This is a genomic window from Edwardsiella ictaluri ATCC 33202 (assembly GCF_000264785.1).
In the GTDB taxonomy this organism is placed as follows: Bacteria; Pseudomonadota; Gammaproteobacteria; order Enterobacterales; family Enterobacteriaceae; genus Edwardsiella; species Edwardsiella ictaluri.
This window is the reverse complement of the sequence record NZ_AFJI01000103.1, coordinates 1-18,494: the sequence shown is the minus strand read 5'-3', so window position 1 is coordinate 18,494 and position 18,494 is coordinate 1. Positions and strand designations below refer to the sequence as shown.

21 protein-coding genes are annotated in these 18,494 nt (G+C 54.8%); 5 read left to right on the top strand and 16 right to left on the bottom strand.

From position 1 onward, the window contains the following. Nucleotides 1-3: 3 nt before the first annotated feature. The 10 genes from era to EIEH_RS15405 form a co-directional block, all read right to left on the bottom strand. Complete coding sequence (era, locus tag EIEH_RS15450) at nucleotides 4-909, bottom strand: GTPase Era (protein ID WP_012849548.1); 906 nt, start codon at nucleotides 907-909, stop codon at nucleotides 4-6. Beyond that, a complete protein-coding gene (gene rnc, locus EIEH_RS15445) occupies nucleotides 906-1,586 on the bottom strand; it encodes a ribonuclease III (RefSeq protein WP_015872274.1) in 681 nt (226 codons plus the stop codon). The genes era and rnc overlap by 4 nt, the downstream gene beginning before the upstream one ends. A gap of 177 nt (nucleotides 1,587-1,763) precedes the next feature. Beyond that, entirely contained in the window at nucleotides 1,764-2,738 is a 975-nt protein-coding gene (lepB, locus tag EIEH_RS15440; protein ID WP_015872275.1) for a signal peptidase I, read from the bottom strand. 73 nt (nucleotides 2,739-2,811) lie between these two features. Beyond that, nucleotides 2,812-4,605 carry a translation elongation factor 4 gene (gene lepA, locus EIEH_RS15435; RefSeq protein ID WP_015872276.1) on the bottom strand — a complete coding sequence of 598 codons (1,794 nt, stop codon included), beginning with the start codon at nucleotides 4,603-4,605 and terminating at the stop codon, nucleotides 2,812-2,814. Nucleotides 4,606-4,744: 139 nt separating this feature from the next. Further along, nucleotides 4,745-5,221: a SoxR-reducing system protein RseC gene (gene rseC, locus EIEH_RS15430; RefSeq protein ID WP_015872277.1), complete on the bottom strand. Its 477-nt coding sequence runs from the start codon at nucleotides 5,219-5,221 to the stop codon at nucleotides 4,745-4,747. 7 nt (nucleotides 5,222-5,228) lie between these two features. Continuing rightward, the gene (gene rseB / locus EIEH_RS15425; RefSeq protein ID WP_015872278.1) at nucleotides 5,229-6,182 is read right to left on the bottom strand and encodes a sigma-E factor regulatory protein RseB; all 954 of its coding nucleotides are present in this window, start codon (nucleotides 6,180-6,182) and stop codon (nucleotides 5,229-5,231) included. After that, entirely contained in the window at nucleotides 6,182-6,820 is a 639-nt protein-coding gene (gene rseA / locus EIEH_RS15420) for an anti-sigma-E factor RseA (RefSeq protein ID WP_015872279.1), read from the bottom strand. The genes rseB and rseA overlap by 1 nt, the downstream gene beginning before the upstream one ends. Before the next feature lie 30 nt (nucleotides 6,821-6,850). Then, nucleotides 6,851-7,426 (bottom strand): RNA polymerase sigma factor RpoE, encoded by a 576-nt coding sequence (gene rpoE, locus EIEH_RS15415; protein ID WP_015872280.1) that lies wholly within the window; start codon nucleotides 7,424-7,426, stop codon nucleotides 6,851-6,853. A gap of 371 nt (nucleotides 7,427-7,797) precedes the next feature. After that, nucleotides 7,798-9,168, bottom strand: a complete 1,371-nt coding sequence (brnQ, locus tag EIEH_RS15410) for a branched-chain amino acid transport system II carrier protein (RefSeq protein ID WP_015872281.1) — start codon at nucleotides 9,166-9,168, stop codon at nucleotides 7,798-7,800. A gap of 239 nt (nucleotides 9,169-9,407) precedes the next feature. Then, on the bottom strand, nucleotides 9,408-10,151 hold the full coding sequence (locus EIEH_RS15405) for a tRNA1(Val) (adenine(37)-N6)-methyltransferase (RefSeq protein ID WP_015872282.1): 744 nt from the start codon (nucleotides 10,149-10,151) through the stop codon (nucleotides 9,408-9,410). Nucleotides 10,152-10,410: 259 nt separating this feature from the next. On the opposite strand from EIEH_RS15405, the gene srmB reads away from it, so the two are divergent. Continuing rightward, nucleotides 10,411-11,757, top strand: a complete 1,347-nt coding sequence (gene srmB, locus EIEH_RS15400) for an ATP-dependent RNA helicase SrmB (protein WP_015872283.1) — start codon at nucleotides 10,411-10,413, stop codon at nucleotides 11,755-11,757. A gap of 329 nt (nucleotides 11,758-12,086) precedes the next feature. Here the strand turns inward: srmB and EIEH_RS15395 are convergent, their stop codons facing one another. The 6 genes from EIEH_RS15395 to EIEH_RS18100 form a co-directional block, all read right to left on the bottom strand. Further along, nucleotides 12,087-12,632 carry an Ail/Lom family outer membrane beta-barrel protein gene (locus EIEH_RS15395; RefSeq protein WP_015872284.1) on the bottom strand — a complete coding sequence of 182 codons (546 nt, stop codon included), beginning with the start codon at nucleotides 12,630-12,632 and terminating at the stop codon, nucleotides 12,087-12,089. A 13-nt stretch (nucleotides 12,633-12,645) separates the two neighbouring features. Continuing rightward, nucleotides 12,646-12,867 (bottom strand): hypothetical protein, encoded by a 222-nt coding sequence (locus EIEH_RS15390; protein WP_035610176.1) that lies wholly within the window; start codon nucleotides 12,865-12,867, stop codon nucleotides 12,646-12,648. Between the two features lie 905 nt (nucleotides 12,868-13,772). Next, nucleotides 13,773-13,883, bottom strand: coding sequence for a VENN motif pre-toxin domain-containing protein (locus EIEH_RS20165; protein ID WP_081490058.1), 111 nt, complete (start codon nucleotides 13,881-13,883; stop codon nucleotides 13,773-13,775). A gap of 29 nt (nucleotides 13,884-13,912) precedes the next feature. Beyond that, nucleotides 13,913-14,035, bottom strand: a complete 123-nt coding sequence (locus tag EIEH_RS19995) for a hypothetical protein (RefSeq protein ID WP_015872288.1) — start codon at nucleotides 14,033-14,035, stop codon at nucleotides 13,913-13,915. Nucleotides 14,036-14,205: 170 nt separating this feature from the next. Continuing rightward, complete coding sequence (locus tag EIEH_RS15380) at nucleotides 14,206-14,661, bottom strand: hypothetical protein (protein ID WP_133175604.1); 456 nt, start codon at nucleotides 14,659-14,661, stop codon at nucleotides 14,206-14,208. Continuing rightward, nucleotides 14,609-14,977, bottom strand: a complete 369-nt coding sequence (locus tag EIEH_RS18100; protein WP_015872290.1) for a hypothetical protein — start codon at nucleotides 14,975-14,977, stop codon at nucleotides 14,609-14,611. The genes EIEH_RS15380 and EIEH_RS18100 overlap by 53 nt, the downstream gene beginning before the upstream one ends. A gap of 908 nt (nucleotides 14,978-15,885) precedes the next feature. Between EIEH_RS18100 and EIEH_RS20160 the strand changes: the two genes are divergently transcribed. From EIEH_RS20160 to EIEH_RS15365, 4 genes are all read left to right on the top strand, one after another. Beyond that, nucleotides 15,886-16,044, top strand: coding sequence for a DUF4160 domain-containing protein (locus tag EIEH_RS20160; protein WP_197541341.1), 159 nt, complete (start codon nucleotides 15,886-15,888; stop codon nucleotides 16,042-16,044). Between the two features lie 162 nt (nucleotides 16,045-16,206). Then, a protein-coding gene (locus tag EIEH_RS15370; RefSeq protein ID WP_107775240.1) for an IS3 family transposase occupies nucleotides 16,207-17,306 on the top strand; the annotation gives its coding sequence in 2 pieces (ribosomal slippage) (nucleotides 16,207-16,459 and nucleotides 16,459-17,306; 1,101 coding nt in all). A gap of 143 nt (nucleotides 17,307-17,449) precedes the next feature. Continuing rightward, complete coding sequence (locus tag EIEH_RS18090) at nucleotides 17,450-17,950, top strand: hypothetical protein (RefSeq protein ID WP_071525751.1); 501 nt, start codon at nucleotides 17,450-17,452, stop codon at nucleotides 17,948-17,950. A gap of 274 nt (nucleotides 17,951-18,224) precedes the next feature. Further along, a partial coding sequence (locus EIEH_RS15365; RefSeq protein ID WP_035610170.1) for a transposase occupies nucleotides 18,225-18,494 on the top strand: 270 nt, incomplete at its 3' end.

Below are 18,494 nucleotides of genomic sequence, written 5' to 3'. Positions count from 1 at the left end.
GGTTTACAGATCGTCGACGTAACCCAGGCTACGCAGCGCACGTTCATCGTCCGCCCAGCCGGATTTCACCTTAACCCACAGCTCAAGATGCACCTTGGCATCAAACATCGCCTCCATGTCCTGGCGCGCTTCGATACCAATGGTTTTGATCTTGCTACCTTTGTTGCCGATGACCATCTTCTTCTGGCCATCGCGCTCCACCAGGATCAGACCGTGGATGTCATAGCCACCGCGCTCGTTTGGCGCAAAGCGTTCGATCTCTACGGTGACCGAGTAGGGCAGCTCCTCGCCGAGGAAGCGCATCAGCTTTTCACGGATGATCTCAGAGGCCATAAAACGCTGGGAGCGATCGGTGATGTACTCCTCAGGGAAATGGTGCTCCGCCTGCGGCAGGCGCTGGCGCACGATGCGGGCAATAGCGTCCACGTTGGTGCCCTTCTCTGCCGAGATCGGCACCACGTCCAAAAAGTTCATCTGCTGGCTCAAGAACTGAATGTGCGGCAGCAGTGCAGTCTTGTCGACCACGTTGTCTACCTTGTTGATCGCCAGGATCACCGGGCACTTCAGGTCGCGCAGCTTGTTGAGCACCATCTCATCATCCGGCGTCCAGTGGGTGCCTTCCACCACAAAAATCACCAGTTCGACATCGCCGATGGAGCTGCTGGCCGCACGGTTCATCAGGCGGTTAATGGCCCGTTTCTCCTCAATGTGCAGCCCCGGGGTATCAACATAGATAGCCTGGTACGGACCTTCCGTATGGATACCCATAATGCGGTGACGGGTGGTCTGCGGCTTACGCGAGGTGATGGAAATTTTTTGCCCCAGCAACTGGTTCAGTAACGTTGACTTACCGACATTGGGACGGCCAACGATGGCAATAAAGCCGCAGTAGGTTTTTTCTTCGCTCATTCAAGCTCCAACTGTTTTAACGCCTGCTCGGCGGCGGCCTGCTCGGCCTTGCGCCGGCTGGAGCCGACACCAACTACCGGCGCGGACAGCCCGCTGACCTGGCAGTGAATGGTAAACTCCTGGTCGTGCGCCTCACCGCGCACCTGTACCACCAGATAGGAGGGCAGCGGTAGATGGCGCCCCTGCAGAAACTCCTGTAAACGTGTCTTGGGATCTTTCTGCTTGTCGCCCGGGCTGATCTCCTCCAGGCGGGAGCGATACCAGTCGAGGATCAGACGCTCAATGGTCTGAATATCGCTGTCGAGGAAAATACCGCCGATCAGCGCCTCTACGGTATCCGCCAGGATAGACTCACGGCGAAAACCACCGCTCTTCAACTCTCCCGGCCCCAGACGCAGACACTCGCCCAGATCGAACTCGCGCGCCATTTCGGCCAGGGTGTTGCCGCGCACCAGCGTGGCGCGCATCCGGCTCATATCGCCTTCATCCACGCGCGGGAAGCGGTGATAGAGCGCGTTAGCAATCACAAAACTCAGGATCGAGTCACCCAGAAACTCAAGCCGTTCATTATGTTTACTGCTGGCGCTGCGGTGGGTCAACGCCTGCATCAGCAGATCATGCTGTCTAAAAGTGTAGCCCAGCTTACGCTGAAGCCGGTTTATTACGATGGGGTTCATGAGATACCAATAAATTCAGAATGCGTCAAAAACCGCAGCATACGGAACAGGCCTGCCTTGCCATAAGCCAATCCAAAGCTGTTTCGTTTGCAGTGGCCCCCGCGCGGGGGGCCAAACGTGTCACGGAAATATTCTACAACGACTGACCGGAGATTGCTGCGTAATTACGGGGGTTATTTAATGAATTCCACCAATCCGATCCAGCCGGACGCCAGTTGGCCACTGGCCTTCCTGTTTCTTAAAGCTCATCCAGATAGCCGTGGCTTGACCCACCAGATTTTTCTCCGGCACAAAGCCCCAGTAACGGCTGTCGGCGCTGTTATCTCGGTTATCACCCATCATAAAGTAGTGGCCCGGCGGGACGACCCAGGTCCCCAGTGGCTGCCCCGGTTGCTGGTAGTAGCGGGAGACCATGTCTTGCGCCTGTGGCACCGTCAGGATGTTGTGACTCACCGTACCCAACGTCTCCTGACGCTGATACATCCGGTAGCCGTTCGGCACACTCTCGTCGATGGGATACTGATGGAAACCACTGCTCGGCTCATTGCTGCTCATCTGGTTAAAGGTCTGCACCCACTCGCTCGGGTGCGACGGACTGTAGGTGATCGGCAACCGCCGCTCGCAACGCTCACCCTTCTGGCAGGCCGGATACACCGTCAGCTCTTTGCTGTAGGGGTCATACACCACCTTGTCGCCCGGCAGACCGATGGCACGCTTAATATAGTCCAGGCGCGGATCGAGCGGATACTTGAACACCACGATATCGCCGCGCTTGGGGTGCCCGGTCGGGATCAGGGTGGTCTGGGTCACCGGATCCTTCAGCCCGTAGGCAAACTTCTCCACCAGAATAAAATCGCCGATCAGCAGCGTCGGCATCATCGAACCGGAGGGGATCTGGAACGGTTCGTAGATAAAGGAACGGATCACCAATACCAGGGCCAGCACCGGGAACACCGATACGCAGGACTCGATCCAGCCCGGCGCCTTGACGGCCTGACGGGCGCTCTGCGCATCCAGCCCCTGCTCGGTCTGGCTGTTAATCTGTGCCAGGCGGGCACGCCGCGCCGGTGCCAGTTTGAAACGGTCGATGCACCACACGATACCGGTTACCAGCGTGGCGATAACCAGGATCAAGGCAAACATATTTGCCATGTCCATTACTCCTTAAAATCAATGCTTATAAACGCAGCGGGCGCGGTATCCACCGCGCCCGACAGGCTAACGATCAGTCCTTACCGACGTGTAGAATGGCCAGGAACGCTTCCTGCGGCAGCTCAACGTTACCGATCTGCTTCATGCGTTTCTTACCCTCTTTCTGCTTCTGCAGCAGCTTCTTCTTACGGCTGACATCGCCGCCATAACACTTGGCCAGTACGTTCTTACGCAGCTGCTTCACCGTGGATCGAGCGATGATCTGGTTGCCGATCGCCGCCTGAATGGCGATGTCAAACTGCTGACGCGGGATCAGCTCTTTCATCTTCTCGACCAGCTCACGGCCACGCACGTTGGCGTTAGCGCGGTGGGTGATCAGCGCCAGCGCATCGACGCGCTCGCTGTTGACCATCACATCAACCCGCACCATATCCGAGGCCTGGAAGCGCTTAAAGCCGTAATCCAGCGACGCATAGCCGCGCGAGGTAGACTTCAGGCGGTCAAAGAAGTCCAGCACCACCTCAGCCATCGGAATTTCATAGGTCAGCGCCACCTGATTACCATGGTAGACCATATTGGTCTGCACGCCACGCTTCTCAATACAGAGCGTAATCACGTTGCCCAGGAACTCCTGCGGCAGCAGCATGTGGCACTCGGCGATCGGCTCGCGCAGCTCCTGAATATTGTTCACCGCCGGCAGCTTGGAGGGGCTGTCTACGTAGATCACTTCGTTACGGGTGGTCTCCACCTCATACACCACCGTCGGCGCGGTGGTGATCAGATCCAGATCGTATTCACGCTCCAGACGCTCCTGAATGATCTCCATGTGCAGCAGACCCAGGAAGCCACAGCGGAAGCCGAAGCCCAGCGCCGTTGAGGTTTCCGGCTCATAGAACAACGAGGCGTCATTCAGGCTCAGCTTGCCCAACGCATCACGGAAGGCATCGTAGTCGTCGGAGCTGACCGGGAACAGCCCGGCGTAAACCTGCGGCTTCACCTTCTTAAAGCCCGGCAGGGCGACGTCCGCCGGATTGCGGGCCAAGGTCAGAGTATCGCCAACCGGCGCACCGTGAATATCCTTGATGGCGCAAACCAGCCAGCCGACCTCACCGCAGTTCAGTACGTCACGGTCGACCTGTTTCGGGGTAAAGATCCCTAGGCGATCGGCGTTATAGGTCTGCCCGGTGGTCATCACCTTGACCTTATCGCCCTTACGCAACGTACCGTTCTTAATGCGGATCAGCGATACAACGCCCAGATAGTTATCGAACCAAGAGTCGATAATCAGCGCCTGCAGCGGCGCCTCTGGCTCTCCTTCCGGTGCTGGAATATCGCGCACCAGACGCTCCAGCACATCGCCGACACCGACCCCGGTCTTGGCCGAACAACGCACCGCATCGGTAGCATCAATACCAACGATGTCTTCGATCTCCTGCGCCACGCGATCCGGATCGGCGGCGGGCAGGTCGATCTTGTTCAACACCGGGACCACCTCCAGATCCATCTCAATGGCGGTATAGCAGTTGGCCAGGGTCTGAGCTTCGACCCCCTGCCCGGCGTCAACCACCAGCAGCGCCCCCTCACAGGCGGCCAGCGAACGGGAGACCTCATAAGAGAAATCCACGTGTCCCGGCGTATCGATAAAGTTGAGCTGATACACCTGCCCATCCTGCGCCTTATAGTCGAGCGTGACGCTCTGCGCCTTGATGGTGATACCGCGTTCGCGCTCCAGATCCATGGAGTCCAGAACCTGGGCCTCCATCTCACGGTCAGACAGACCGCCGCAGAGCTGGATGATACGGTCAGACAGCGTCGACTTACCGTGGTCAATGTGCGCGATAATGGAGAAATTACGTATGTTCTTCATTATTAATATATATGCCTGATGATTTCTGAATTACTCGCCTAAGGACACGCGGACGGGCTCAAAGCGATGATTTGGGTTAAGTGGCGCCAGGCGCCGAATCGCTGCATTTTACACAGCCCATAGGCCAAAACCTAGCGCTTCACTCGCGATTGGGTGGATTCGTTATGCTGCGCAGCTGGGTAGGCGGCAGCGCCACCTGCAGCAGTACCGGTTGGTAGGCCTCGCCCTGCACCATACGGCGCGCCAAACTGCGCGCCAAGGCAAAACCGAGCACGCCGCCGATCAGCGCACCGAGCGCGCTGGCGCCGTCCGATCCAAGCCACAGTTGACCGCCGCCACCGCCGCCCAGCAGCCCGACCAATGGCGTAATATAAACCAACAGCGCAGAGCGTAGCACGCTGGCCTCCTGCAGGCCGATTTCAACCCGCTGCCCCGGCTGCAGCGGCTGGCTAACGGCCAACCTCAGCTGATGCCGGGTCTGCGGCCCCAGCTCGGCCAGCGCCGCGCTGCCGCACCCCTGACGGGCCCGACAGCCGCTGCACCCGGCATGCGACTCGCACTGCAGCAGAGCTTCCCCCTGCCGCCAGCTGATCACCGTTGCCCACTCACGCATCATCGTGGCATTACCGGCTGAAACGGACAGACGCAGCGATGCGCTTGGCGGTCATCGGCGGCAGCTCACCCACCACGCTGATTTCGGTGTTATTGCGGGTTTCGGTATGAATGGTTCGCCGCCCCTGACGCAAGAACTGATCGTCGCGGCTGTCGCCGGTTGTCGGACTGATGTTGACGGAAAAGCTGAACAGCCCATCGCTGTACAGGCAGGACTCAACGGGTTCGGACAGGGAAGGCAGAGTTCGGCGGCTGCGGGAAACCTCTTTAAAACCATCAGGCACCCAAGTGGTGCGCCAGTTGAAGCTGACGTGCTCAGCGGGTGGCAGACGCAGCAGCGGCGGCAGAGTCAGACGGCTAAAACTGCGCATCTCATTGGCTACCTGCTGTCCCACGTCGAAAGCGATGACCCGAAACTGCTCCAGAGTCCCACCGTCACGGTCGAGCAAATCCACCCGCAGCGGCAGCTTGGACTCCTCATCGATCCAGACGATATAGCTAAAGCGCATACCGTCGCGCGACACCACCCGGATCACCTCACAGGGGCGATCGGCGACGCGGGCACGTCCGACGGAGATAAAATTATAGTAGGGTGTCAGCTGGTTAATATCAGCAAAAATCACCGACGGCAGCGCATCAACAATGTGATCGCCAGTCAGGGTAAAGGGCTCCAGACCCGGCTCGAAGTAGCTGACCTCATTGCCACGCAGCACCACCTCGCGCCGCGGGCCATCCATTTGCAGCAGCTGTGCCAAAACCTGTTGGTTTTCCAGTGCATGACGATAGCGCAGCGACTCGGCGCCCTGCTTGGTGATATTGATGAACGCCAGTTCGTAATTGAGTGACTGGCTGGCCTTGTTCATCTCCTGAAGCATCAGCCCCGGCGCAGTATCCTGGGCCAGAGCGGAAAAGGAGATAAATAGGCTGCCAGTCAACAGACTAAGAGCAAACCAAATGTGCTTCATTACTGCTGCTGAGTTCCTAATGACTGCGTACCGGGCACCTGGATAGACGCCTGCACGTTGCTATCCTGGGTCTGCAGCTGTTCAGCGTGGAGACGACGCTGCAGCTCATAATCCTGCAGGATCGCATTGATGCGCTTGCGCTGTTGCTGAATCTGCTGCTGGGCATTGCTACCTTCATTCGGTACACCGAAGCTGACCGGCGATGCCTGACCACCCAACGGCAAGGTATTGAAGACCGGAGACTCCGGATCGGAAACACCGTCTGCGGGACGGTTATAGTGCTGAACCCCCAACAGGACCGCCAGCGAAACCCCGGCGGCGATCCCCATCTGGGAGATCTGCCCCAGCCAGGGACGCACCTTATGCCAGAACGGCATACGCTGCCAGGCGGAGGGCTGTGGCTGAGATTCAGGAATTGCACCGGGCACCAGGCACACCGGCTCATCGTCCAGTGCGGCTGCAATTCGATCGGTAATATCAATCTGTACCGTCTCACCCATGTCACCCCGCAGAGTGTCACGGATCAGATGGTAACGCTGCCAGGTGTGTTGCAACTCAAGGTCACTGCTCAGGGAGCCCATCAGCTCACTGTCCAGCAATTCACCATCCATGAGAGCCGAAAGTTTTTCTTTCTGCATGCCTTAATACCCTTTGCTGTGTCCGCATGACTAACGCTGAATCAGCGGCTGAACTTTACTGTCGATCGCTTCCCTGGCGCGGAAGATACGTGAACGTACCGTACCGACCGGGCAGTCCATGATAGCCGCTATCTCTTCATAGCTGAGACCATCCAGCTCCCTAAGCGTAATCGCCAGGCGCAAATCCTCTGGCAACGACTCAATGGTGCGAAAAACGATCTTCTTTAGCTCATCTGACAACATTAAGTTCTCGGGGTTCGAAATTTCTTTCAGCGCGCTGGCGCCTTCAAAGTTTTCGGCCTCGACGGCGTCCACGTCGCTGGACGGTGGGCGGCGCCCCTGAGCAACCAGATAATTTTTAGCCGTATTCACGGCAATACGATAGAGCCAGGTATAAAACGCACTGTCACCGCGGAACGACGCCAGAGCGCGATAGGCCTTGATGAACGACTCCTGCGTCACATCTGGCACATCACCGGGCGGAACATAACGGGACACCAAGCTCGCGACCTTATTCTGGTAACGCGCTACCAGCAGATTAAACGCCTTCTTGTCACCCTTCTGAACGCGTTCGACCAATACCTGATCTGTTAACTGCTCGCTCATTCGAGGTAATGTCTCCCCAAATCTGCCTCCACGCATGAAATATATCGCCAGTCGTCAAAAAACTGAGCAAGCCTGCAATTAGAATTCATACGCGCCCAAAAGTTCCCTGCCCATTATTTTTATCCTGCGGGCAAGCGATCTACCCCTAGGCTGGAGCGCTGGCCTCCGCCTGACAGTACTCCGCCACCCGATGCAGAATCGATACGCCTCGGCACTGAATGACATAATGTAACAGCCTAACACGATTTTTCTCATTCGGCTGCACCCTGACCGCGGCGGCAACAAAATTCAGGGCATAGACGGGGGACAAGAGACAAAAAAATCGGACGCCCTTGAGGCGCCCGACGGTTTTCCAGAAACAGCGACCTGACTCAGGCGGCCTGCGGCGCGCCGGCGTTGCGGGCTCCCGCCGGCAACAGCAGCGCAACCAGCAGCGCCAGCGTAGACGGCAGTACCCAGGCCATACCATCAGCGGCCAGAGGCATGGTACGCATCTGCCATGCCAACAGCTCGCCCAGCCAACCGCTCTCGGCGCCGGCGGCGCGGGCGCCATCCATCAGGCTGCACAACAGCGCAACCAGCATCACCAAGCGGTAGCCCACTACCGGGTTACGTAGCCAGCGACGGATGAAGGTCAGCACCACCAAAGCGATAGCCAGCGGATAGAGCGCCATCAGCACCGGCACCGACAGGGCAATCAAACGACTTAATCCCACGTTGGCCACCACTGCACAGATCGCACACAGCAACACTACCCACTGACGGTAGCGCAGCGGCGTCAGGGTTGAGAAGTAGTCGGCGCAGGCGCTCACCAACCCCACCGCCGTGGTCAGACAGGCCAGCAGCACCACCAGTGACAGGATCCACTGCCCCGGCTGTCCGAACAGCGCCTGTACATAGGCCGCGAGCACCACCCCACCGTTGCTCGCACCCGGAGCAACGCCAGACGAGGTCGCCCCCAGCCAAAACAGGGAAACATAGACAAAAGCCAGACCGATAGCCGCGATCACTCCGGCAATGCTCAGATAGCGGAAGCAGGCGCGCGGCGCAGTGACCCCTTTACCGCGCAGCACGTCCACCAGCAGCATGCCAAACATCAGCGCGGCGAAGGTATCCATGGTGTTATAGCCACCGATAAAGCCCTTGCTGAAGGCCATGGTCTGATAGGCCTCGACCGGAGCAACGATCTCACCCTGCGGGCGCAGCAGCACCCCGAGCGCCAGCACGACCAGCAGCAGGAACAACATCGGCGTCAACAACTTGCCCACGCTGTCGATCAGCTTGCCGCGGCTCCAGGCCAGCGCCAGCGTTACGACAAAGAACAGCGCCGTAACGGCCATCTGTACCCCGTCCAGGGTCACGGCACCTACCTGCAGTGCGCTTTCGCCCTGACTGCCCAGCAGCGGACGGATCGCCATTTCAAAGGCTACCAGACCGGTACGCGGCGCGGCAAAGGCCGGCCCGATGATGATAAACAGCAGCACGGCGGCAAAAGTGCCAGTACCGCGCGGTAAATCGCGGGTCATCGCCGGCAGGCCGCCGCCGGCGCTGGCGACGGCGATAATGGAAACCAGCGGCAGACCGACTGCGGTCAGTAGGAAGCCGCCCATGGCATACAGCACATTTTCACCGGCCATTTGGCCTTCCAGCGGCGGAAAAATAATGTTTCCGGCGCCCAGAAAAAAGGCAAAGGTCATTAATCCCAGCCCCAGAGTGTCAGCCATCGATAAACGTTGTTGCATATTCTGCCCTCTTATCTCGCTTACCCAACCGTCTACGCCGCAGAAACGCACGGGGGTACCGCATTAAAATGCTGTCTGTCCAGAAGTAAACTCAGGTATGTGGCAATAAAGCGGGTGCGATGTATTGGATTTGTCCCTGAATCCCTTAAATACCCCTACCCTCAGGCCAGGATATTATGGGCAGGATACGCCTGCCCCAAGAGGAATATTGGAATATCGTGCTAATTAAAGCAACAGCACTAGAAGAAAAGGTAGAAATCTTTCGTCATGTTGCGAAAGATGCAGGAGTATTCGCTGGAATCATCGCGAATATCCAGTGTATTCGACTGTACGGCCGCGGGGATGCGTCCAAACAACAACAGCGTCCGGCGCACCGGCTTATCGGCGCGATCGCGCACCGCTGTCCGGCGCAGCAGATGCCAACCGTGCGTCATCCCCTTGCTGACCACCGACTCGGCGGCCTCGACCGGCAGTACCAGCGCCAGACGCCCGTCTTCGCAGCTCAACTCGGCGGCATGTCGCAGCAGCGCCGCGTGATCCAGCGAGTCCGTATAGCGCGCCGTCGCCCGGGCCGCCGTACGACAGGCGACGCCCGGCGCAAAGTAGGGCGGATTACTGACGATCAGATCATAGCGTCGTCCGCACCCGGCGCTAAACGCCTGCAGAGAGAGCGTATGCATGGTCAGCCGCGTCGGCCAGGGCGAAGCCAGAAAATTCTCCTGCCCCTGTGTCGCCGCGCCGGGCTCGATCTCCACGCCGTCGACCTGCGCCGTACTGCGCTGCGCCATCATCAGCGCCAGCACCCCACTGCCGCTGCCGATATCCAGAATATGCCGCTCATCGCCGCGCAGGGGTAGCCAGGCCCCAAGCATAATGCTGTCGGTACCGACCTTCATTTCACAGCGATCGTGGGCGACAAAGAAACGCTTGAGGGTAAATCCGTTGCGCGGCAGGGACAGCGCGGCGGAGGGCGGATGCGGCACAGCAGGCTCCTTGGGACTGAGAGAGTAACGCGCATAACATACCCGCGCCGCCGTAAAAAAGGAATGGCCATCGCCGCGCCTGCGCGACTGCGCGACTGCGCGACTGCAGTGTAGTCAGTGTAATAAAGGCAGACCAGCACAGCCCTGCAGACGACGCGGCGGCTGCGCTGCAGGGCATGGGGGAGGCGCACATCGCGCTTTAATGGATGAATATAGTCGCCAACCCGTCTATAATCTGCGCCCCAAGCAGAGGTAGACCATGACAGCAACCAACTTTTCCGAACTCGAACTCGACGAGCGCCTGCTCGACGCCCTGCGCGACAAAGGCTATGAGCGCCCGACCGCCATCCAGATCGCCGCCATCCCGCCCGCCATGGACGGACGGGACGTTTTGGGTTCCGCACCAACAGGAACCGGCAAGACCGCCGCCTTCCTGCTGCCCGCGCTGCAGCACCTGCTCGACTTCCCGCGTAAGAAGTCCGGCCCGCCGCGCGTTCTGATCCTGACGCCGACCCGCGAACTTGCCATGCAAGTGGCCGATCAGGCCCGGGAGCTGGCACGCCACACCAGCCTGGACATCACCACCATCACCGGCGGCGTTTCCTATATTAACCACGCCGAGATCTTTAACACCAACCAGGATCTGGTGGTCGCCACGCCGGGGCGTCTGTTGCAGTATATCAAAGAAGAGAACTTTGACTGCCGGGCGGTAGAGACCCTGATCCTCGATGAAGCTGACCGCATGCTGGACATGGGCTTTGCCAGCGACATCGAAACCGTCTCCGCCGAAACCCGCTGGCGTCGGCAGACCCTGCTGTTCTCCGCCACCCTGGAGTCCGACGCGGTTCACGACTTTGCCGCTCGCCTGCTCAACGATCCCGTTGACGTCAGCGCCGAGCCGCCGCGCCGTGAGCGTAAGAAGATCCAGCAGTGGTACTATCGTGCCGATAGCCTGAAACACAAGACCGCCCTGCTGTGTAATCTGCTGCGCCAGCCGGACGTCACCAAGTCCGTTATCTTTGTGCGCAAGCGTGAGCGCGTGCATGAGCTGGTCACCTGGCTGCATCAGGCCGGTATCCAGGCCTGTTTCCTGGAGGGCGAAATGGTGCAGGCCAAGCGTAACGAGGCCATTAAGCGCATGCTGGACGGCCGGGTCAACGTGCTGGTCGCCACCGACGTCGCCGCCCGCGGTCTGGATATTCCGGATATCAGCCACGTGTTCAACTTTGACATGCCACGCAGCGCCGATGTCTACCTGCACCGCATCGGGCGTACCGCACGCGCCGGGCGTAAGGGCACCGCCATCTCCCTGATCGAGGCACACGACCAGCTGCTGCTCGGCAAGGTGAGCCGCTATGTGCAGGAACCGTTGAAGTCACGCGTCGTCGATAATCTGCGCCCGGAAACCAAAGCGCCGAGCCTGAAGAACAAGGGTAAACCGTCGAAGAAGGTGCAGGCCAAGCGGGCGCAGAAAAAGCTCGACGAGCAGAAGAAAAAGGTCAAGACCAAAGTGCGCCACCGCGACAGTAAAAACATCGGAAAACGCCGCCAGCCCAACGCCCAGAGCAATCCCGCCACCGCGGGCGCCGAGGATAGCGGCGAATAAGCCCGTGTCACCGCCGCCCGCGCGATGCGGGCGATAAAAAAGGAGCCTTAGACCTGATGGCTCCCCCATAAATAAAGGCGGACATAGAGAGTTGTGATCTACGTAGTGTTTCATGATGACCGTAGCGTAACGCTATGTTACATGACATAAATCTCAATCATTATATCAAGATAACCGAGATAACGCTTTTAAAAGTGTTACCAGAATGAGATTACGTTGGATCACCTTATCCGACAGGCAGCCGCGAAGACTGCCTGCGTAGCACGCAATGCGTTGCCTTGCTATTGCGTATGGGTCTTCACCCTGTTACCAACAACGTACTATCAGTATCAGAAACGGTATCCCAGGCTCACGTTAAAGCCATTGGTTGAAACCTTACTGCCGTCGTTATCTCCATTGAAGTTGAACCGGCTTCCTTCATAACCTACAGTAATGGCCAGATTATCCATCGGGTTCACAATGAATCCTGCCCCCCAGCCCAGCGCTGTAACTGAGGCGCTGCTGTGTTCGCTATAGCCATCGTCATAATTGGCTTCAAATTTGGCGTTGAAGTAGGCCAGACCCAGCTGGCCGTATACGCTGATGTATTCATTAATCCGGTAAGTTGGCCCGGCCATCAGTGAATAATATTTAAAATCGCCTTTAGCGAAATCGTCGGTTTCTTTTGTGTCACCTTTGGCAAAGGTAACATTGCCCAACACGCCCCAGTCATCGTCAAACTCATACCGATAGCCAAGTATTGCACCGTTCAAGGCCTTTTCTTCCTGAGGCTTGATATGCGCGTAACCCAGAGAGACGGTTTGCGTCTCCGCCAATGCCAGAGTACTCACCATAAAACCCGCTGCAATCAACGGTATAACCAACATTTTTTTCATTATCATCTCCTTATTATTGATAATTCTCCGCATAAATCGTGCAATACCAGCCAAATAAACGCCGCTGATACCGTAGGTTGTAAATATTCTCCAGCGCCCACTGGCGTTTCACCTCATCCTGACTGTCCAAATCTTCCCTTAACTCCAGGCGAGCCGTAGCCTGTTTATCACCGATATACTTACTTATCTGACGATGAACATCCTCCGCCTGCACGGTCCCGATAGCCGACGTCACGTCGCGGTTTTCATCACCTCACCCCCCCACTCGGCCCAACATCACTACGGTATGGCGATCATCGGATGTTTTACTTTCGTTACGGATATCCGTCCAGCCGCGCATGCCTGTCTCCAACCTATTGTTCTATTGTTGTTACCGCTGACGGTAGAGGCGATAACCCCCCGTCCCGCTGGGTATGATTATCCACGGTGATATCAAAACCGCCTTTAGCGGTAAAAATACCGGTATCGCTATCTAGCGAGGCATACGTACGCTGCATCTTATCGCGGCTGGCGGCGAAACCGATGCTCCCCCAGCGCAGAGGCGAGCTTGTCTGGTTTTATAATTATCAATGAACTGCTCACTGCTTAGGGACTATCCCATTCTGCTATTTGATTTACCATTTCGGGCCGGGGCTGTGCTCATCATTTTCATATACTGCGTGTATGCTCCGGTTGTTGCTCGCTGCCTGTATCCAAACGGGCTGCAACAATATATGCCTACTGGGATAGGCTTTTAGGTTCAGGTTATTACTAACATTCGCCACCACAAATCCTCCCTATCTATACACCTTTCTGTGTAGTGGTTCAGGCGCGCATTCAGCGTTCTATCCGCGTGACGTAGCGGTGTTGCCTTTTTTAACCCCGTTGCCCTTGTTCATGCTGACGCAGAGCAATCTGCATTTCTTAGAAATTATGTGTATTGTGCTAATCAGAGAAAAGAGAAAATCTCTTACCCTATTACCCTATTACCCACAACGGATAGATAATAAAATAAATGCCAGCTGGTTATTGGCTGGCTAACAAATGAACTGAGATATGATAATACAGCGTTTTTAATGGCATGTCATATTGCGATATTGCATTGGTATCTAAATAGGCATAACAAATTATTATTATTCTGCAGCTCATCACTAGGAATGATTAATATCGACATGACTGGTTAAATCCCAGAGCGTTATTCTCAACCGCCGCCTTGCTCGACCGGGCCATGGTCAAAACGGAATCCCCAGCATTGCCTATAAGACAGCCAATAAGTCCGGCAGCACAACAGTCACCGGGGACTAAACCGTCTGCTTCTCGCTCAGTTTATCGACCGGTTTCTGGTATATCTCTATCGCCAGCATACCCACGATTTCGCCCGTGGCAGCCCCGGAAAGCGCGCTCTGACCTTGTGCGACCTTCATGGCGGCGTTCACCACCGTATGGACCGCTATAGTTGCAGTCTTATTCAACTCTCCAGTGATCGGCCTGTAGTCATCGCTTTCACCACATCTGCAATATATGGGATGTCGCCGCAGTGGCCGCCTGAATACCCTGTTGGTATTTTCCCATTCCCGAAGACGCCCTGCCGGTGCTATACACCAGCCATATTCTGCCCGATGAGCGGTTTGTCGGTAGCTGCCGGCTCGGTATGGGCCTGAATCAGGGCTGCCGGATCACGTTTCGTTTTCTCACCGGCAATCTCACCCTGTCTCCGCGCAATACCTGCCACCTGATTACCTATCTCACCAATCAGGTGAGACCTGCAGCAGGCACGCCTGCGTTTTATCCTTGTTAAAGGTAGGGGATAGGACCAGTATACACGGATAATATCACGCGCCAGCGTGTCGACATTCTGCTGCTGGTTAGCCCGATCATGCACGATGATCGCGCCGTCAGAGACGGCTGACTGCGTCATACCGCAGGCGCGTCCATTATGATTGGCATCAGCCACACAGAATTCAGCCAAGTAACCCAGAATGCCGAAATTCAGGCCGCTAATTGCACAGCCCGGTTGGGTCTTTTTGTGATCCACATTCTTCAAAGCCAAATACAATATACCCTTTACCTTCCATGCAATGTTCTAGCTTATCCCTTTTTCCAGCCCTGTCTTTTACAGAAAGATTTGGATATCCATTAGCTGGCTGCCAGCGCTTATCATTTAAATCTGCAGAAGGCCCTACTCCACAGGCATAAATATCCATTTTACGTTGTTCTGGATCAGTATGACCAACCGTGTCGGCTTTCTGGATTCTCTGAATATAAGGCACAGAGGTATTATTGGTTGAATCCATACCGCTGCCGATAAAGAAAGTCTGACAACCTGCCAACAGGCATACTGCTGCCAACGGTAAAATTCTTTTCATCTTATTTCTCCGTCGCAAAAATAAATTTCAGCAATTCTGATGAGACGACTCCACTCACGACAAAACGTGCCGCCAGCGGAATGGTCGCGCCGCCCAAGCATCTGCGACAACATTCGTCATTAGCCCCCGACCGTGGGAGGCGCTTTCTTCTGACTTATAAAATCCGGGCAGCTGACTGCCTATAAAGCCGTGGGTGTCGGCAAAACCTTCAGCCACGTTGCCGGGTTCATAAGACCGCCCCACCATGCTGCCCCCGATTTCCGGTTTTCCCCACTCTCCCCCGATCTCTCCCGGGAACGCCGGATAACTAAGTGAACCCACTCTTAAATACAGCGTTTTTGGAGGCTTGTCTATTGTGATATCACATTGGTGTCTAAGTAAGCATAATTATTTATTATTATTCAGATGAGCGTCACCAGAGATAATTAATGTCAGAGTGACTAACTCAAGCCAAAATAGTCATTCCAAACCGTCGTCTTACCCGACTGAACCACGGTCACAAACGGAGCCCCCGGCGTGTCCTATAAGGCTGCAGCCAGGGGCGAGACCGTCTGTTTCTCGCTCAGTTTATCGACCGGTTTCTGCCAATCTCTGTCGCCAGCATACCCACGATTTCGCCCATGGCAGCCCCGGCAAGCACACTCTGATCTTACACGACCTTCAGGGCGGTGCTCCCCCCTCCACGCAGGGATGCCATATTTGCAGTTTTGACCCGCTGGCTACGGTATTGACAACGATCGGACACCGCTTGAATTTATCATTACGCTGAAAAATCAGCGGTGGTAATTTGACCGCCCGTCATCAAAAAAGATGATGCTGAACGCACTGGATGAAAGTGTGATGCCAAATCAGCAATATTTACCATATATGGTAAATTACCATTCTGGTTTAAGTTATCAGAAAACATCATGGGTCCAGCGGTATATAACGAGAAAGGGTTTCGCTTCTATTTCTTCTCCTCCCGCGAAGAGCAAAAAACGCACATCCACGTAGTGGGTAAGGTTGGAGAGGCAAAATTCTGGATTAAAAACCAACCACCAGCTATAACCGTTCAATCGTTAACCTGAGCAAGTTAGAGCAAAGTGTTAGGAAACATGACGATGAAATCAGAGCAGCTTGGAGTAAACATTTCAGTGGCTGAAGTCTTAGTGATCTCTTCCCTTTGTTAAGGACCAGTGTAAAGTAGAGCTTTCGGCCTTCATTTTCCTGAAAAAAGAAGGTTATCTGGCATGAAAAAGACACGTTATACCGAGGAACAGGTTGCTTTTGCTCTGAAACAGGCCGAAACCGGCACTCGAGTGGAGGAAGTCTGCAGAAAGATGGGAATTTCTGAGGCCACTTTTTACAATTGGAAAAAAAAGTTTGGCGGCATGGGCGTAACCGAATTGCGTCGTTTGCGCCAGCTCGAGGAAGAAAATCTACGTTTGAAACGTCTGGTGGCAGATTTAAGTTTGGACAAAGAGATGCTGCAGGAGGTTATCAAAAAAAAGTTCTAAGGCCGGCGCAGAAGCGCGAGGCCATCGCCTGGCTGTTGGAGGCCTACCGTATCGGGTTACGTCGGGGTTGCCGTCTGATGATGCAAAGCCGCACGGTGTATAACTATCGTAGCTGCCGTGATGATCGGGCCGTCACCTTACGGATAAGGGAAATAGCTGAAACCCGCATTCGCTACGGAGTTCAGCGTATTCATATTCTTCTACGCCGCGAAGGTTGGCTGATTAATCATAAGAAAACACACCGAATTTATTGTCAGGAAGGTCTGAATTTACGGACGAAACGCCCCCGACGGCATGTGACAGCCCGGCAGAGAAGCGTCCGTCCGGAAGTGACGGCCATAGACCAGTGCTGGAGCATGGACTTCGTTGCTGATAATCTGTTCAACGGACGCCGTATCCGTGCATTGACTGTAGTCGATAATTTTAGTCGTGAGTGCCTGGCGATCCATGTAGGTCAGGGGCTACGTGGGGAAGATGTCGTCACGGTGATGGCGCGTTTAAAAGCGTTAAGACAGCGGGTTCCCGAACGGCTTCAGACAGACAATGGCAGTGAATTTATATCTAAAGCGCTGGATCACTGGGCATATGAAAATGGTATAACAATGGACTTCTCACGGCCGGGAAAACCGACGGATAATGCGCTGATCGAGTCATTTAACGGCAGTGTTCGGGATGAGTGTCTGAACGTTCATTGGTTCCTGTCACTGGACGATGCGCAGGAAAAGATCGAGCAGTGGCGACAGGAATATAATCGAAGCAGACCCCATTCATCGTTAAATAACCAGACTCCGGAGGAATTCATCCAAATCCTGCAAAAAGGCCCGGATCTCTGATTTAGCCATGCCCTAATATTGGGGGGAGATCAAAAGTGAGAACAACTAGCGCATAAAAAACCACACTTTACCTCACAAACAAATTACAAAAATCGATTATATCGAATCAATAAACAATTATAGCGAAGGTTAATGCTAATAATATGAAAAAGATACATATCCAATGGAATGGCCCATACTCACTAGAACAAATTAAGAACATGAACTCTGGAAAAGACTATGGCCTATACCAAGCCTATGGAGTTCATACGGTTTATGGTTCAAACGTCTTATTATACATAGGTCAAGCCACATATCAAACATTTGGCGTTCGTATTCCTCAACATGCCAAATGGGGATATGTGCAAGATGAAAATGAACTAAAATTTTATGTTGGACGATTTGCTGGAAATGAGGAAGTTTCCGATAAGGAGTGGAGCGAGCAGATCTCTGTAGCAGAAAAGCTACTCATCTTCACGCACTCTCCCGCATTGAACTCTTCAAACATAAATACCGTCAGTAATGATATTCCGCTAGAGACACATGTCTATAATTGGGGTAACAGAAGAAATCTATTACCTGAAGTTTCGGCATTTAGGTATCTATATAACGATAATTTTCACTTCCCCACATACAAAACATTTGGACAAGATGAGTGTGAATAATAAATTATTAATTCGCCACAGCGTCGTGCTGCGGCAGTAATATGGTATGAGCATGATAAGATGAAAGAAAATATTAACTTTTTGTTATACTGCAATTAACAGCAAATCCATTTTCTCTTATTGGGTAAGTGTAGCGGCTGATAAAACGATCCCGACGCTGATGCCGGGATCACTGGCGGTTAAAAATAGCCTGGTTCTATCCGAGCCTGTACATAAATTTGTGTAATTGCCTGATTTTGATATGTTCAATCCAACATCAAAAGCAGGTTACTTTATGAACGAAAAACAGTTGCAGGCTCTGGCTAACGAACTGGCCAAAAATCTCAAAACCCCTGACGATCTCAGCCAGTTCGATCGCCTGCTGAAGAAAATCAGCGTTGAGGCGGCTCTCAACGCCGAAATGTCCCACCATCTGGGCTACGATAAAAATCAGCCTAAACCGGGTGCCAACTCCCGCAATGGCTATTCCACAAAGACCGTTACCACCGGTGATGGCCCTCTGGAACTACGCACGCCGCGTGATCGTGATGGCTCTTTCGAACCA